Source organism: Actinobacillus genomosp. 1 (genome assembly GCF_029774175.1).
Classification (GTDB): domain Bacteria; phylum Pseudomonadota; class Gammaproteobacteria; order Enterobacterales; family Pasteurellaceae; genus Actinobacillus.
The window spans coordinates 1,624,642-1,639,602 of record NZ_CP103834.1 but is presented as its reverse complement, the minus strand read 5'-3'; the positions used below and the strand labels follow the sequence as shown (position 1 = coordinate 1,639,602).

Genomic DNA, 14,961 nt, shown 5'->3' with positions numbered 1-14,961 from the left:
ACGGGATACATTGGAATTGATAAGGTTTAATCGGTTATAGACGAAAAAAAACGCCTCATTTTGTGGGGGAATGAGGCGTAAGAGTTGGAGTGATTACCTATTATTTTTTGAAGTGGTTTAATGATAATAATTCTCATCTTTATAAGCAAGTACCTTTACAAATTCTTACAAATGAGAATCTTTATCATTTGTGCGATAAAATAATAAGATTTTCAGCGAGTTTAAACAAGAACCAAAAAGTCTAAGATAGATAAAAAAGTTACATACGCTAGTTTTAATCGCAATACCGTGATGTTTAACTTTCTCGGCAAGCTAACCAAGGAACACGTATGCCGTTAATATTTTTATAATAAGTAGAACCTTGCTCTCGGGCGACTAAATCCACATAGTTGCCTTGAATCGGGTAATACGAATTATAGGTGACTTCAAAACGAGTACCGCGTGCATTAAGCGTTTTATTTTCAAGGTGATCAAAGGGTTCTACTTTGCCGCCGTCCAATTGAAAATAGAAACCGAAGTTATCTTTTAGACGGCTTTCTTTTGAAAGCGGGAAATAAGTCGATAAATGAGAATTTGCACCGGTTTCAAGGTTACTACAACTATAGAAGTAACGTTTATAATGCGTGGCATTGGATAATTCCGCTTGGCTGATATTATCCTTGAGATAATTGGCTCTCGCTTTCTTTTTCGGTACGGACGAAGTACAAGCGAACAAGAATGTCAGCGTTGAGGTTAATAAAATAAGTTTAAATTTAGTCATAAGATAAAATTCCGATAAAAATAGCCTAGATAAATAGGCTATTTAGTTTAAATGGAGAGGCTGACAAGCGGTAGAGTTTGTAAGAAATTTTGCAAATCTTACCGCTTATTCACTATTTTTTACGTTTTCGATCAGAAGATTTTGCTGCTGTTTTCGTAGCTTCCTTTTCTTTTTTCGATTTACTTTTGCTTGATTTCATTGTTTTAGGTTCTTTAAATATCGGCTTATCGCCGGCTGTTTTGGCTTTCTGTTTTGCAGTTTTACCGACAGCGATACCTTTACGCAGATTATCAATCAAAGCAAAGTCGATTTTCTTATCATCTAAATTGACATTAATCACTTTGACTTTCACCGGATCACCTAAGCGATAAATAACCCCGCTACCACCGACTAAACGTTGGCGATCCGCATCATAATGATAGTAATCATTGTCTAATGTTGAAATATGCACCAAGCCGTCGATCAATAACTCGTTGATTTTAATGAATAAACCGAAACCGGTTACGCTTGAAATCACACCTTCAAACTCTTCGCCGAGATGATCTTGCATAAATTCGCATTTCAACCAATCCGCCACTTCACGGGTCGCTTCGTCCGCCCGACGTTCGGCTGCCGAACATTTCTCGCCGAATTGGTCGATATCGTCCAATTTATAGTGATAACCGCCGCAATCGGTATAGTGTCTGGTATTGCCTTTTCCCTTTTCAATCAAGTATTTAATTGCACGGTGTAACAGCAAATCAGGATAACGGCGAATCGGTGAAGTAAAGTGGGCGTATTCGGTTAAAGCCAAACCGAAATGTCCGACGTTATCCGCTGAATAGACCGCTTGTTTGAGCGAGCGCAGTAACATAGTTTGAATTAATTCGCGATCCGGACGTTCGGCGAGTTGTTCGAGTAATACGGCGTAATCCTTTGGTGTCGGATCAAGCCCAACGTCCCAAGTGAGCCCGCATTCTTTAATAAAGGATTTAAAACTAGTGAGCTTTTCTTCGCTCGGTTTATCGTGAATACGGAATAACGCCGGTTCATTGGCTTTTTCGACAAGACGAGCGGCGGCAATATTCGCTAAAATCATACATTCTTCGATGATTTTGTGCGCATCGTTACGAATTAGCGGCTCGATACGTTCGATTCTGCCTTGCGGATTGAAAATAAATTGGTTTTCAATCGTTTCAAATTCAATCGCACCTCGATAGCGACGAGTGTTTTGCAACACTTTAAACATCTCATTTAAAGTTTCCAAATGCGGTACCAGTGTTGCATAACGCTCACGTAACGCTTCGTCACCTTCTAATATTTTCCAAACTTTAGTATAAGTTAAGCGGGCGTGCGAGTTCATTACCGCTTGATAGAATTGATAGCCGGTCAGTTCACCTTTTTTCGATACGGTCATTTCCGCTACCAAACATAATCTGTCCACTTGCGGATTTAATGAGCATAAACCGTTTGACAGAATTTCCGGTAACATAGGGATCACTCGATTCGGGAAGTAAACCGAATTGCCGCGATTCGCCGCTTCCAAATCCAGTGCGGTTTTCGGACGAACGTAATAACTCACATCGGCAATCGCTACCCATAAACGCCAACCGTCCCCTTCTTTTCTGGCAAAAACGGCATCGTCAAAATCTCGTGCGTCTTCACCGTCAATCGTTACTAGCGGTAAATCACGTAAATCAACACGGTCTGCTTTTGCTTCTTCCGGCACTTCTTCGCTAAATTGACGAATTTGTTTTTCTACGCCTTCCGGCCAAACGTGCGGAATATCGTGGTTACGCAGTGCAATTTCGATTTCCATACCCGGAGCCAAGTTATCGCCCAAGATTTCGGTAATAAAACCGACCGGGCGAGTAAAACTTGCTTTGCGTTCTTGCAATTCCACAACAACCACTTGTCCCATTCTTGCGCCCATGCGCTGATCATCCGGAATAAGAATATCTTGTGTGATGCGGCTATCGTCCGGTACGACAAAACCGATACCGCTTTCTAGGAAGAAACGACCGACAATTTGTTTTTTACGTGCTTCTAAAACTCGGACGATACGTACTTCACGGCGACCTCGACGATCGGTACCGTTCGGTTGAGCAAGTACGAAATCACCGTGCATCACACGTGCCATTTGGTTATTCGGAATAAACCAATCGTCGCCTTTTTCTCCGCCTTCTACTTGTAAAAAGCCGTAACCGTCACGATGACCGATAACCGTGCCTTTAATTAAATCCATTTTTTCCGGCAGAGCATAACATTTGCGTTTGGTAAAGATTAATTGCCCGTCATTTTCCATCGCTCGCAAGCGACGGCGAACCCCTTCGGTACGTTCCTCATCATAGATATGAAAGGCTTCAAGTAATTCTTCACGGCTCATCGGCGCATCGAATTCTCGGATAGTTTGTAAAATAAATTCTCTGCTTGGTACGGGGTTCTCGTACTTTTCGTTTTCTTGTTGGTAATTCGGATCAATTATCATAATGTTCTCTTTATATATGCTAAAGCGGTCTGATTTGCAGAAAAATTTACAAATCAGACCGCTTGTATTAAGTTAAGTTACTCAACCAAAGGCGGACTTTAAGTCCCCAATAGCTGGTAAGCCCTGTGGTATGTTGAACGATTTTACCGTCTTTGATGATAAGAATCGTCGGAGTCGCTTGGATATCCCAGCTTTTGGAAATTTCGCCGTTAGGATCATTGATAACGGGAAACCGGTAATCTTCTTGTTTAAGGTAATCGGCAACTTGCTGCGGATTACCTGATTTAAGTGCAATGCTTAAAACGGAAATATCCTCATCGGCCAATTGTTGAATCGCCGGTGAAGTGAATTTGCAATAAGTACACCAACTGCCCCAAAAGTACAACAACATCGGTTTTTGGTGACTAAGTTGAGCAATTACTTTCGGCTGCTGTTGTAAATCATATAAAACTTGCTGAGCAAATTCGTTTGGCGCATGCGGTTTGCGATACCAATCAATCACGGTACTTAGCACGATAAACATTAATCCGTAGAAAAAAATGTTTTTACCGAAACGTGAAAGCATTGCCTGTTTGTTTTGCATTATTGGTGTTCCTTATCGTGACTGTAAGTATAAGAAGCCGCCCCTCTAGCTAACATTCTTAACTGCATAATCACGCGTTTTTTGAGTTTTTCTCGCTCTTGCGTATTCATATCAAGTGCGTAAGAACCGGCTGTAAATACGATGGTCACTAATCCTTCGGCTTGGATATAAGCGATTTCACGGCTACTGTTCGGATCTTTCGCCACAATGTAATCGGTCAGTTCGGCAATAAAATGTTGAATTTCACGAGAAACGGCGGTACGAAACGCTTGTGAAGTACCGGAACTTTCCCTTAAGAGTAAACGGAACACGTTCGGGCGATCTGCAATCAACTCAAAGAACGTGTCGGTTGAAACGGCAACGATGCTACCCCCCGTTGCAATTCGTTTGCGAGCTTGGCGCATCAGTTGGCGTAAGAGTAAACCGGCTTCATCCACCATCGCTAAGCCGAGTTCGTCCAAATCTTTAAAGTGACGATAAAACGAAGTCGGTGCGATCCCCGCTTCTCTGGAAACTTCTCGTAGGCTTAAATTAGAAAAACTTTTTTCCGCGCTTAACTGGTTAAACGCCGCATCCACTAACGCACGACGAGTCTTTTCTTTTTGTTGAGCTCGAATGCCTATATTACTCATTACTTCTCTCTTGTTTCATAATTTTTGCCACTTCTTTGGCAAGACGCTCATAGCGAATACGTAACGGTGAGCCCGGGCGATAAATTAAACCGACGGTACGGTAAGGCTTAGGTTCATCAAAAGTGAGATAGTTCAGCCCTTCGCAATGCTTCGCCGCTAATTCGGGAATAAGTGACATTCCCGCATTAGCCGCAACCATATTACGTAATGTTTCAAGATTAGTCGCTTTGAAATGCGTGCTTTCTTTGGCGCCGACCGACAAACAATAATCAAGTGTTTGCGTACGGAGACAATGTCCGTCATCTAAAAAGAGTAACTCTTTGTCTTTTAAGCAGGTAATATCGAGATTATTTTTATTCGCCCATTCATGTTTATTAGAAACCGCTAACAGCATTTGCTCGTCAAAAATAGGCACTTCAATAAAAGGTTCGCTTTCTTTTACAAAGGCTAAGATACCGCAATCCAATTGTCCGGATTCAAGCTGATCAACCAATTGTGTTGTTTGTAGCTCATAAATATAGAGCTCAAGCTCTGGGAAGGTGGATTTTAACGCCGGCAATACAAGTGGTAAAAGATACGGACCGAGTGTCGGAATAATGCCGACATGGAGGGGGCCGGACATTTCTTTACCTTGGTTGCTTGCCATCTCTTTTAGCACTTTTACTTCACGTAATACGGCTTTGGCTTGTTCGACGAGGGTTAAACCCGCTTGAGTAAATAATACTTTGCGGCTGGTACGTTCAAGCAATACCGTACCCAATTCGTCCTCTAATTTGCGAATTTGACCGCTTAATGTAGGTTGGCTGACGTTACAAGCGTCCGCCGCACGACGGAAATGTTTATAGTCTGCTAAAGCGATTAAATATTCTAAATCTCTAATATTCACAAGCACTCCTAATTAGATCAAAGGATGACCGTTTTCCTATTAATTAAATAGGCTGAATTATGTCACATTTAGGTGTAGAATGCGTGCGGTTTTTGAAAACATTATGTAAAACAGGAGAATTTTTATGTCTTTAAAAGATATGACAGGTCAAAAAGTACCTAACGTAACCTTCCATACACGCCAAGGCGATGCTTGGGTTGATGTAACGACAGCGGAATTATTTGATAACAAAACCGTTATCGTATTTTCACTTCCGGGCGCATTTACTCCGACTTGTTCATCAACACACTTACCGCGTTATAACGAATTAGCGTGCGAATTTAAAGCGGCGGGTGTGGATAACATTATCTGTATGTCTGTAAATGATACATTCGTAATGAACGCATGGAAAGCAGACCAAGAGTCCGAAAACGTAACGGTAATTCCGGACGGTAACGGTGAATTTACCGAAGGCATGGGTATGTTAGTCGGAAAAGAAGACTTAGGTTTCGGTAAACGTTCATGGCGTTATTCTATGCTCGTGAAAAACGGCGTAGTTGAAAAAATGTTCATTGAACCGCAAGAACCGGGTGACCCGTTCAAAGTTTCTGATGCGGATACGATGATGAAATATTTAGTTTCCGGCTGGGAACCGAAAGAATCCGTATCAATCATCACTAAACCGGGCTGTCCGTTCTGTGCGAAAGCAAAAGCGTTATTAAAAGAGAAAGGCTATACTTTCGAAGAGATCGTATTAGGTCGTGACGCTTCAACTATCTCGGTTCGCGCAATTACCGGCAAAACATCTGTTCCGCAAGTATTTATCGGCGGTAAATACATCGGCGGCAGCGACGATTTAGCAACTTATTTTGCAAAATAATCGGTAAAATTAACCGCTTGATATAAAAAAACCGAACGTTTTAAGGCGTTCGGTTTTTTGTTTATCTCGGCATTATTCCGCACATTCCTGCATAAATTTATCCGCTTGTTTCACCATCGCAGTCGAACCGACAAAGAACGGCACTCGCTGGTGAAGTTGAGTCGGTTTAATATCTAAAATCGGATTAAACCCGTCTGTTGCCATACCGCCGGCTTGCTCAGCTAAGAACGCCATCGGATTACCTTCATATAATAAACGTAATTTACCTTTCGGATAAACGGTTGATGTCGGATAAATATAGATACCGCCTTTTAATAGGTTACGGTGGAAATCCGATACTAATGAACCGATATAACGTGATGAATACGGACGTTTAGTCGCTTCGTCACTTTCTTGGCAATATTTAATGAATTTTTTCACTCCCATCGGGAACGTAACGTACTGACCTTCATTAATCGAATAGTATTTTCCTTCCGTCGGCATTTTCATATCCGGATGAGAAAGAATAAATAAACCGAGCGACGGATCATAGGTAAAGCCGTTTACACCGTTACCGGTGGTATAAACCAACATCGTTGATGAACCGTAAGTCACATAGCCTGCGGCAACCTGTTTACGTCCTTCTTGTAAAAAATCTTCCATTGTCACCGGCGAGCCAATCGGCGAAACACGTTTATAGATAGAGAAAATCGTACCGACCGAAACGTTTACGTCAATATTAGAAGAACCGTCCAACGGATCGGTCATTAGAATATATTTAGCATTTCTGGCACGATCATTGTCAAATGCCACAAAGTTATCGTCTTCTTCGGAGGCAAAACCGGCAACTTCTTCACGTGCCAGTAACGCTTTTTTCATCGTTTCGTTAGCGAACACGTCCAATTTCATTTGTGCTTCGCCTTGAATATTTTCCGAACCGGCAACGCCTAAAATATCTAGGCTTAAACCGGCACGGTTAATTTCTCGGTGAATAATTTTAGCGGCGAGTCGAATAGAAGATAAGATACCGCTTAATTCACCTTTCGCTTCTGGGTACTCCGCTTGTTTTTCAATAATAAATTCGCCGAGTGTTTTCATAATTTCTCCTTGGGCTGTGCTAGAATAATAAAATATATTATAGAGATAAACTGCGGTTACCTCTAATAAGGTACAACAATTTTGTGACATTGATCACATATTTTTCACATGAAGGTTAATTTATGACACAGAAACATATTCATATCTTGGGGATCTGCGGGACTTTTATGGGCGGTGTGGCGATGATCGCTCGAGAACTTGGTTATAAGGTCACGGGATCGGATACCAATGTTTATCCGCCGATGAGTACATTTTTAGAAAATCACGGCATCGAAATTATTCCGAATTACGATGTGGCGCAGCTTCAGCCTGCACCGGATTTAGTGGTGATCGGTAACGCCATGAGCCGAGGCAATCCTTGCGTAGAATATGTATTGGATAATCAGTTAAATTACACTTCAGGCCCGCAATGGTTGCATGATCATCTGTTAAAAGATCGCTGGGTACTGGCGGTGTCTGGCACTCACGGTAAAACGACCACCACCGGTATGTTAGCGTGGATTTTAGATCAAAATCAGATTGATACCGGTTTTTTAATCGGTGGCGTTGCCGGTAATTTCGGTATTTCGGCACGTGCCGGTTCAAGTAAATTTTTTGTAATTGAAGCGGACGAGTATGATTCGGCGTTCTTTGACAAGCGGTCTAAATTTGTACATTACACGCCAAAAACGTTAATTATCAATAATATTGAATTTGACCATGCGGATATTTTTGATGATTTAAAAGCGATTCAACGCCAGTTCCACCACTTAGTACGTACGATGCCGAACAGCGGTTGCATTCTTTCTGCAATAGCGGATGAAAATGTACAAAATACGTTAAAAATGGGCAGTTACAGCGAGTTGCAATTTATCGGTGCAGATCAACAGTGGTTTGCAAAAACGATTTCAGCGGATTGTTCGCATTTTGAAGTATTCCACAAAGGTGAAAAAGCCAGTGAAGTAAAATGGAATATTATCGGGGCGCATAATATGCACAATGCCTTGATGGCGATTGCCGCAGCACATCACGCCGGTGTATCGGTAGCAGGTGCTTGCGAAGCACTCGGCTCGTTTATTAATGCGAACCGCCGTTTAGAAGTGAAAGGCGAAGTGAATGGTATTACCGTCTATGATGACTTTGCTCATCATCCAACCGCAATTGCGGCAACTATTGACGCTTTACGTGGTAAAGTGGGTAAAGAGCAGCGTATTTTAGCGGTGCTTGAACCTCGTTCCAATACGATGAAAATGGGGGTGCATAAAGAAGACATTGCACCAAGTTTAGCCGATGCGAATGCGGTATTCGTTTATCAACCGGATACAATTCCGTGGGAAGTTTCAGTGATTACGGATAATTTAACTCAACCTGCTAAATGGTCGGCGGATTTAGATGAATTGGTCAAAATGGTTGTAGAAGAAGCGAAACCGACAGATCATATTTTAGTGATGAGTAACGGCGCATTTGGTGGAATTCATAATAAACTATTACAAGCATTAAAAGTGTAATGCGCCTAATAAAATAAAGACGCAAGCAATTTGCTTGCGTCTTGTGCTTTCTAAATTCTTTCCTAATATTTATTTCAATAAAACAGTTCAAATTCATACTTTTTGTTCATTATTCAAAAATAAGGCTAAGTCACTTTTTACTAACTATTTTAGTCCTATATGCTCAACTAATTAGTATGATTTAATTCCAAAAGTAAGTTTTCGACTTGCACGAGTAATTTTGGTACAGATTCTATTGCCGTTTCATAGATAACAACAAAATCCAACTCAAAATAACCATGGGCTATGACATTACGCATACCTCGCATATAACGCCAAGGAATATGTTCATACTGTTGAATAAATTCAGGATATTTATTACTTAATACCGTAGCGATTTCTCCCATAGCTACTAAGCTCATTGCAACTGCATTTTCTGAACGTTTATCATCTAAAAAGTCTTCTAATGGGATATCTTTTACAAAGGCTTGAATATCCAAACATAGAGAACGAATTTTCTCTAAATAATCAGGTATACGAAACTCTGCACTCATAATACTTTCGCTTCTGATAAAACTTGTTGACGAAATTTCTCAGGTAAACTACGAGGAGTAAGTATATCCACTTTAATTCCGAGTAATTCTTCTAATTCCACCTGCAGACCACATAAGTCAAACATTGTTGTTTGTGGGGTTGTATCTACCAAAATATCTAAATCGCTATTTTCTGTATCTAGCCCTTTTGCTACGGAGCCGAATACTCGTAAATTTTCCACAGCAAATTGACGACTGACCGCCATAATTTCTGAGTGTTTAGCTTGGATAAGTTTTGATGGGATCATAGCTTACTTCCTTTCGGTTGATAACTTATAGAAAAAGTATAGCTGAAAATTCTTGGTTGTGTAGGTATTTGTTTTTACATATATCTTGAATTTTGTACAAATTCAGTCAAGTTTCAGGAAATTTTAGCGACTTGATATGTTGTAAGCTTTCCATATTAAGTACCAGTATATACTGGTGAAGTACAGTATCGCATTGGTAAAATTAAAGGCTGATCTCGATTTAAAGCTCGGAATCAGCCTTTTAATTAATGATCTAATTTTTATGGGTTACTCTTTTTTCAGTAAGAAAATACCTTGCTCGGTGAAATGGATAAATGCTTCTCTTAAGTCGGGTTCAAATTGATCCGGATTTGCATTGACCAAAACTTCTTTACCGTTCCAATTCGCTACGATTTCCCAGTGATTACCCATATAAACCGCACTCTTAATTTGGCAACGTTGGCTGGCCTCGCCTGTGGCGGTAAGTCGGATTGCTTCCGGACGTACGCCGACTAAACATACACCGTCCGCAACACTAAAATCAGCGGCGTTATGTAACGGGAAACGATAATCGCCGATAGATACCGTACCTTGATTTAAGTTACCGTCAAAAATGGTTGATTCGCCCATAAAATTCGCAAGGAATAAAGAATTCGGTCGTAAATAAAGATCTTTTGCCGGCGCTTTTTGCATAATTTTGCCTTTGTTCATCACGATAACTTCATCCGAAACCGCAAACGCTTCGGTTTGGTCGTGCGTTACATACAGTGAGGTAATGCCTAAACGTTGCTGTAATTCACGAATTTTTTCACGCATTGAACGGCGTAAGTTGGCATCTAAGTTACTTAACGGCTCGTCAAATAATAACACTTTCGGTTTTAGCACTAAGGCACGAGCCAATGCAACACGTTGTTGCTGACCACCGGAAATTTGATCAACGAATCGATCTTCAAAACCGGCTAAATCCACCAGTTCCAATGCCTCTTTCACTCGCTGTTTACGCTCTTCGTTACTTACGCCCTGCATACGTAAACCATAACCGACGTTATCGCCAATCGACATATGCGGGAATAGTGCATAAGATTGGAACACGATACAAATATCTCGGTTTTGAATCGAAGATTTGGTCACATCTTCGCCGTCAATAAAAATTTGACCGCTTGTCGGGTTCTCTAACCCTGCTACTAAACGTAATACCGTGGTTTTACCGCAGCCGGAAGGCCCTAATAAGGTTACCATCGTGCCACGCTTAATCACTAAATCTAAATTATCAATTACCGTTGCTTTACCGAAAGATTTGGTAATATTTTTCAGTACTAAGAAATCGTTGTTCATAATATTTTGCCTTTTATATGCGGACGGCAAGCATACCGCCCGTGGACGAATTAATCTGCTTTTTTCGCTTTGGATTTAGCGATACGAGTATCCCCGACAATCCAGTCGAAGAATAAAATAATCGCCATCATCACAACAATTAAGATTGAACCGTATGCGATCGCCACCCCGTATTCGCCGTCTTCAACACGATTTAAAATATAAGCGGTTGCAACACGGGTATCTGCGGTCACAAGGAACACAATCGCACTCACGGTTGTCATCGCACGTACGAAACTGGTCACTAATGCGGATAACAATGCCGGTTTCAATAATGGGAAGACGATAAACCAAATGGTTTTTAACGAACTGCCTTTTAATGATAATGAGGCTTCATCCAATGATTTATCCAACTGCCCAAGTCCCGCAATTGCCGCACGCATACCGATCGGTAAATCTCGCATTACCATTGAAATAATAATGATGATACCGGTGCCGGTAATATACATTGGCGCATCATTAAAGGCGAGAATATAAGACACACCGGCAACCGTACCCGGTACGGCAAAGCACAGCATAGTTAAGAACTCAAGAGTTTTCTTACCTTGGAAATCTTTACGCACCACAATATAAGCGATTAATAAACCGAATAACGCAGTGAGCGGTGCGGCAATACCGGCGTAAATCATGGTATTGATTAAAGACGGCCACGCCCCGTCACTTAAACCTTGCCCGAATAACATCGCATAGTTATTTAAGGTTAGGGTGTAATCTACCCCCCAGTTTACCGTGAAGCTACCGTAGAAAATACTGCCGTATAACGCAAGGTTGAACACCACCCAGAAACCTAACATTACAATAATGGTATATTTCAAACCGCTTGGTAGGTCTTGTACATCGCCGCGATAAGATTTACCCGAAACGGTCACATAAGAGCGATTACCAATCCACATATACTGAACGATAAAGATCAATAATGAGAAAATCAGCAACATTGAACCTAAGGTACTTGCCGAAGCATAATCTAATTGTGAGCCGGCAATATAGAAATAAATTTGGGTGGCGATTACGTCAAAGCTACCGCCTAAAACCAACGGGTTACTGAAATCGGCGAGTGATTGGATAAACACGATTAAAAATGAATTAGCCAATGCCGGACGTAATAACGGGAAAATAATGTTATAGAACGTTTGATAACGGTTTGCTCGTAACGTATAAGACGCTTCTTCAATCGAAGGGTGAATTGATTTTAACGCACCGTCTAAAATCATAAATGAAATCGGTGCAAAAGCGAGAATCTGTGCGATAGCAATCCCGTTAAAACCATACAGCCAGTTATGATCTTTAAAACCGAAATAGGTATCTAAAAATTCGGTCACATAGCCCGAACGACCAAGCATTAAAGTTACGCCAAGACCCACCACAAACGGCGGTGTCACAATCGGTAGGATTGAGAAAATTTTCCCGATAAAGGCGGTACGGCGAGCGATACGAGTAGTATAAAGCGCAAACGCTAAACCGAAAACGGTTGAAACAATGCCGACAAAGCCGGAAAGGAATAAAGAGTTACTGATTACTCGAACAATATAACCCTGCCCTAAAATTCTGACCACTTGTTCCGGTGCGAAGGTTTCGCCGTCATAAAACATTGAAATAAAAATCGCAACAGTCGGATAAACGATAAAGAAGAAAATCAGCAAGATAATACTGAGCAATGCCGCAATAATAAATTTATCGCCTTGCATCATTTTGAGCTTAGCAAAGGCAAAGGTGGCAAGTGCGGTTAATGTAGCAATCAAGACAATGACCGAATAACCCATACTGACCTTATAAATCGTTGCCGAAATAAAGGCGAATAATAATGTAAATGAAATTAAACCCAATTCCGCTTTTGCCTGGGCTTCGGTCGAAAGTTTTAAGGAAGGGAGTAACCAGAAACCGATTAAAGGTAAAAACCATAGAATAGTCAGATTAACAGAAGACCAACCCATCGCATCTAAAAATTCATCTGAGGTACTTTCCAATAAACCGTAATCCAATGCTTTGGAAGGCAACACAATAAATGCAATAAGTGAGAGCAGAATCCAAAAGTGGCTAGATTCAAACAGCGATCTTTTATTTGTAATAGAATCCATATAGCCTCACAACAACTAATAAAAATATCGAAAAGCAAGCGGTCGTTTTTCGCAGATTTTTTGCAAATTTTTTACGAAAAACGACCGCTTATCAAAAGGCGAATAATTATTTCGCTAATTTTACTTCATCAACCCATTTGCTGATTAAGCGTTTACGTTCGTCACTTGCACCGTATTTTTCAAAATTGTAATCAATTAATTTAAGTTTGGTGAGATCGAACGCAAGCGGAGATTGCTCAGCCGTGGTATTGGTTAAGGTTTGTAACGCTTGACCTTTTTTCCATGCGGTTTCCTGACCTTCTTTTGAAAGAGCGAAATCAACGAATAATTTAGCGTTATCTAAGTTTCTCGCACCTTTTAAGATACTTACGCCGCCTAACTCGTAGCCGGTACCTTCGCACGGTACAACCATTTCAAGCGGTGCACCCTGTTCTTTTTCTAACGCATAGTCATGTAAGAAACCGATACCGACTGTGGTTTCACCTCGAGCGGCATTACGTGCCGGTGTGATACCGGATTTGGTATATTGAGAAATGTTCGGATGAAGATGTTTGAAGTAATCGAACGCTTTATCTTCGCCCCAAAGTTGAGCGAAAGTTGCGATCGCGGTATAGGCTGTACCTGAACTTTGCGGATCAGCGATTTGAATTTCACCTTTTAGTTTCGGATCGGTTAAATCACTCCAACATTGCGGCATTTTCTCAATGCCTAATTTTTTCAAACGTTCGGTATTTACCGCAAAACCTAAAATACCGATATACACCGCTGAACTTAAGTTTCCTTTTACTTTTGCCGGATCTTGGAATTTCGGCATAATTTGATCAATATTCGGTGAACGGTATGCTTCCAATAAGCCTAATTCGCCCGCTTGCGATTGCGGATCTAAAGTACCACCGTACCAAACATCCGCTTGCGGATTATTTTTTTCCGCTTCAATTTTCGCAAACGTACTGCCGGAACCGTTACGAATAAAAGAGGTTTTCACATCATATTTTTCTTCGAATGTTTTTGCTGCATTTTCACACATTACATTAGTCGCACTACAGTAAATCACTAAGCGTCCTTTTGCTTGGGCAGCCGAACTAAACATTAAACCCGCACCAAGTAATGCGGTTGAAACCGCTAAATAAAGTTTCCCAAATTTCATAATCAATAACCTCATTTTGAGTGTAAACCAACAAAATGTGAGCGATTTAATCGAACACATTTTTCTTATTAAAACTAATTTACCGTAATTGAATAAAAAATACCGTGAAGCAGTTCACAAAATACGAGATTGATGAGCGATATTGTTATAAAACCATAATGTAAACCTTATTTGCAATGCATTGGTAAATTATATAAATAATCAAAAAACTTACTTTTTTTTATTTTTATCGGTAAGTATTTACGGTTAAGTCAGACAAACGGCAATATTGTTATAAATCTAGTCTGGGGGATGAATGAGTAAAAAAATTAATGGATTTGAGGTTTTAGGAGAGGTGGCATGGTTATGGGCAAGTTCTCCTTTACATCGAAAGTGGCCGCTTTCTTTGTTAGCAATTAATGTGCTACCCGCAATTGAGAGTAATCAATATGTTTTGTTAAAGCGTGACGGTTTTCCTATTGCATTTTGTAGCTGGGCAAATTTGAATTTAGAAAATGAAATTAAATACCTTGATGATGTTGCCTCGCTAGTTGCGGATGATTGGACTTCCGGCGATCGTCGATGGTTTATAGATTGGATAGCACCGTTCGGAGACAGTGCCGCATTATACAAACATATGCGAGATAACTTCCCTAATGAGCTATTTAGGGCTATTCGAGTTGATCCGGACTCTCGAGTAGGGAAAATTTCAGAATTTCATGGAGGAAAAATTGATAAGAAACTGGCAAGTAAAATTTTTCAACAATATCACTTTGAATTAATGAGTGAAATCAAAAACAAACAAGACTTTAAATTTTCATTAAGAAATACTTAAG

At 40.6% G+C, this 14,961-nt stretch carries 14 protein-coding genes; 3 read left to right on the top strand and 11 right to left on the bottom strand.

All coding sequences use genetic code 11. The features are described 5' to 3' along the window. Nucleotides 1-295 precede the first annotated feature (295 nt). The 5 genes from NYR63_RS07570 to oxyR all read right to left on the bottom strand — a co-directional run bounded on the left by NYR63_RS07570 (nt 296) and on the right by oxyR (nt 5,328). Nucleotides 296-760 carry a hypothetical protein gene (locus tag NYR63_RS07570; RefSeq protein ID WP_039709590.1) on the bottom strand — a complete coding sequence of 155 codons (465 nt, stop codon included), beginning with the start codon at nt 758-760 and terminating at the stop codon, nt 296-298. 112 nt (nt 761-872) lie between these two features. Further along, nucleotides 873-3,227, bottom strand: coding sequence for a ribonuclease R (gene rnr / locus NYR63_RS07565; RefSeq protein ID WP_279456989.1), 2,355 nt, complete (start codon nt 3,225-3,227; stop codon nt 873-875). A 67-nt stretch (nt 3,228-3,294) separates the two neighbouring features. Continuing rightward, a complete protein-coding gene (locus NYR63_RS07560) occupies nt 3,295-3,810 on the bottom strand; it encodes a protein disulfide oxidoreductase (RefSeq protein ID WP_039709293.1) in 516 nt (171 codons plus the stop codon). Beyond that, nucleotides 3,810-4,442, bottom strand: a complete 633-nt coding sequence (gene fabR / locus NYR63_RS07555; protein ID WP_039709294.1) for an HTH-type transcriptional repressor FabR — start codon at nt 4,440-4,442, stop codon at nt 3,810-3,812. The genes NYR63_RS07560 and fabR overlap by 1 nt, the downstream gene beginning before the upstream one ends. Next, on the bottom strand, nt 4,435-5,328 hold the full coding sequence (gene oxyR, locus NYR63_RS07550) for a DNA-binding transcriptional regulator OxyR (RefSeq protein WP_279456988.1): 894 nt from the start codon (nt 5,326-5,328) through the stop codon (nt 4,435-4,437). The genes fabR and oxyR overlap by 8 nt, the downstream gene beginning before the upstream one ends. Nucleotides 5,329-5,452: 124 nt before the next feature. Here oxyR and NYR63_RS07545 point away from each other — a divergent pair, with 124 nt between their 5' ends. Further along, a complete protein-coding gene (locus NYR63_RS07545) occupies nt 5,453-6,187 on the top strand; it encodes a glutathione peroxidase (RefSeq protein ID WP_279456987.1) in 735 nt (244 codons plus the stop codon). A 72-nt stretch (nt 6,188-6,259) separates the two neighbouring features. Here the strand turns inward: NYR63_RS07545 and fbp are convergent, their stop codons facing one another. Then, nucleotides 6,260-7,264, bottom strand: coding sequence for a class 1 fructose-bisphosphatase (fbp, locus tag NYR63_RS07540; RefSeq protein ID WP_279456986.1), 1,005 nt, complete (start codon nt 7,262-7,264; stop codon nt 6,260-6,262). A gap of 122 nt (nt 7,265-7,386) precedes the next feature. On the opposite strand from fbp, the gene mpl reads away from it, so the two are divergent. Beyond that, nucleotides 7,387-8,751, top strand: coding sequence for a UDP-N-acetylmuramate:L-alanyl-gamma-D-glutamyl-meso-diaminopimelate ligase (mpl, locus tag NYR63_RS07535; protein ID WP_279456985.1), 1,365 nt, complete (start codon nt 7,387-7,389; stop codon nt 8,749-8,751). A 167-nt stretch (nt 8,752-8,918) separates the two neighbouring features. Here mpl and NYR63_RS07530 read toward each other — a convergent pair whose 3' ends face one another. The 5 genes from NYR63_RS07530 to NYR63_RS07510 all read right to left on the bottom strand — a co-directional run bounded on the left by NYR63_RS07530 (nt 8,919) and on the right by NYR63_RS07510 (nt 14,146). After that, nucleotides 8,919-9,284 carry a HepT-like ribonuclease domain-containing protein gene (locus tag NYR63_RS07530; protein ID WP_279456984.1) on the bottom strand — a complete coding sequence of 122 codons (366 nt, stop codon included), beginning with the start codon at nt 9,282-9,284 and terminating at the stop codon, nt 8,919-8,921. Continuing rightward, entirely contained in the window at nt 9,281-9,571 is a 291-nt protein-coding gene (locus tag NYR63_RS07525; RefSeq protein WP_279456983.1) for a nucleotidyltransferase family protein, read from the bottom strand. The genes NYR63_RS07530 and NYR63_RS07525 overlap by 4 nt, the downstream gene beginning before the upstream one ends. Nucleotides 9,572-9,838: 267 nt before the next feature. Beyond that, nucleotides 9,839-10,885: a ferric ABC transporter ATP-binding protein gene (gene fbpC, locus NYR63_RS07520; protein WP_279456981.1), complete on the bottom strand. Its 1,047-nt coding sequence runs from the start codon at nt 10,883-10,885 to the stop codon at nt 9,839-9,841. A gap of 50 nt (nt 10,886-10,935) precedes the next feature. Further along, entirely contained in the window at nt 10,936-12,999 is a 2,064-nt protein-coding gene (locus NYR63_RS07515) for an ABC transporter permease (RefSeq protein WP_279456980.1), read from the bottom strand. Between the two features lie 106 nt (nt 13,000-13,105). Continuing rightward, a complete protein-coding gene (locus NYR63_RS07510; protein ID WP_279456979.1) occupies nt 13,106-14,146 on the bottom strand; it encodes an ABC transporter substrate-binding protein in 1,041 nt (346 codons plus the stop codon). Between the two features lie 295 nt (nt 14,147-14,441). Here NYR63_RS07510 and apxIC point away from each other — a divergent pair, with 295 nt between their 5' ends. Then, complete coding sequence (gene apxIC / locus NYR63_RS07505; protein ID WP_279456978.1) at nt 14,442-14,960, top strand: RTX toxin-activating lysine-acyltransferase ApxIC; 519 nt, start codon at nt 14,442-14,444, stop codon at nt 14,958-14,960. Nucleotide 14,961 lies beyond the last annotated feature (1 nt).

What these genes read in the sequence shown, in the direction of transcription:
- fabR (WP_039709294.1), bottom strand. Translation starts at nt 4,442, where the DNA reads ATGAGTAATATAGGCATTCGAGCTCAACAAAAAGAAAAGACTCGTCGT.
- apxIC (WP_279456978.1), top strand. Translation starts at nt 14,442, where the DNA reads ATGAGTAAAAAAATTAATGGATTTGAGGTTTTAGGAGAGGTGGCATGG.
- NYR63_RS07570 (WP_039709590.1), bottom strand. Translation starts at nt 760, where the DNA reads ATGACTAAATTTAAACTTATTTTATTAACCTCAACGCTGACATTCTTG.
- fbp (WP_279456986.1), bottom strand. Translation starts at nt 7,264, where the DNA reads ATGAAAACACTCGGCGAATTTATTATTGAAAAACAAGCGGAGTACCCA.
- NYR63_RS07525 (WP_279456983.1), bottom strand. Translation starts at nt 9,571, where the DNA reads ATGATCCCATCAAAACTTATCCAAGCTAAACACTCAGAAATTATGGCG.
- fbpC (WP_279456981.1), bottom strand. Translation starts at nt 10,885, where the DNA reads ATGAACAACGATTTCTTAGTACTGAAAAATATTACCAAATCTTTCGGT.
- rnr (WP_279456989.1), bottom strand. Translation starts at nt 3,227, where the DNA reads ATGATAATTGATCCGAATTACCAACAAGAAAACGAAAAGTACGAGAAC.
- NYR63_RS07510 (WP_279456979.1), bottom strand. Translation starts at nt 14,146, where the DNA reads ATGAAATTTGGGAAACTTTATTTAGCGGTTTCAACCGCATTACTTGGT.
- NYR63_RS07530 (WP_279456984.1), bottom strand. Translation starts at nt 9,284, where the DNA reads ATGAGTGCAGAGTTTCGTATACCTGATTATTTAGAGAAAATTCGTTCT.
- NYR63_RS07560 (WP_039709293.1), bottom strand. Translation starts at nt 3,810, where the DNA reads ATGCAAAACAAACAGGCAATGCTTTCACGTTTCGGTAAAAACATTTTT.
- NYR63_RS07515 (WP_279456980.1), bottom strand. Translation starts at nt 12,999, where the DNA reads ATGGATTCTATTACAAATAAAAGATCGCTGTTTGAATCTAGCCACTTT.
- mpl (WP_279456985.1), top strand. Translation starts at nt 7,387, where the DNA reads ATGACACAGAAACATATTCATATCTTGGGGATCTGCGGGACTTTTATG.
- NYR63_RS07545 (WP_279456987.1), top strand. Translation starts at nt 5,453, where the DNA reads ATGTCTTTAAAAGATATGACAGGTCAAAAAGTACCTAACGTAACCTTC.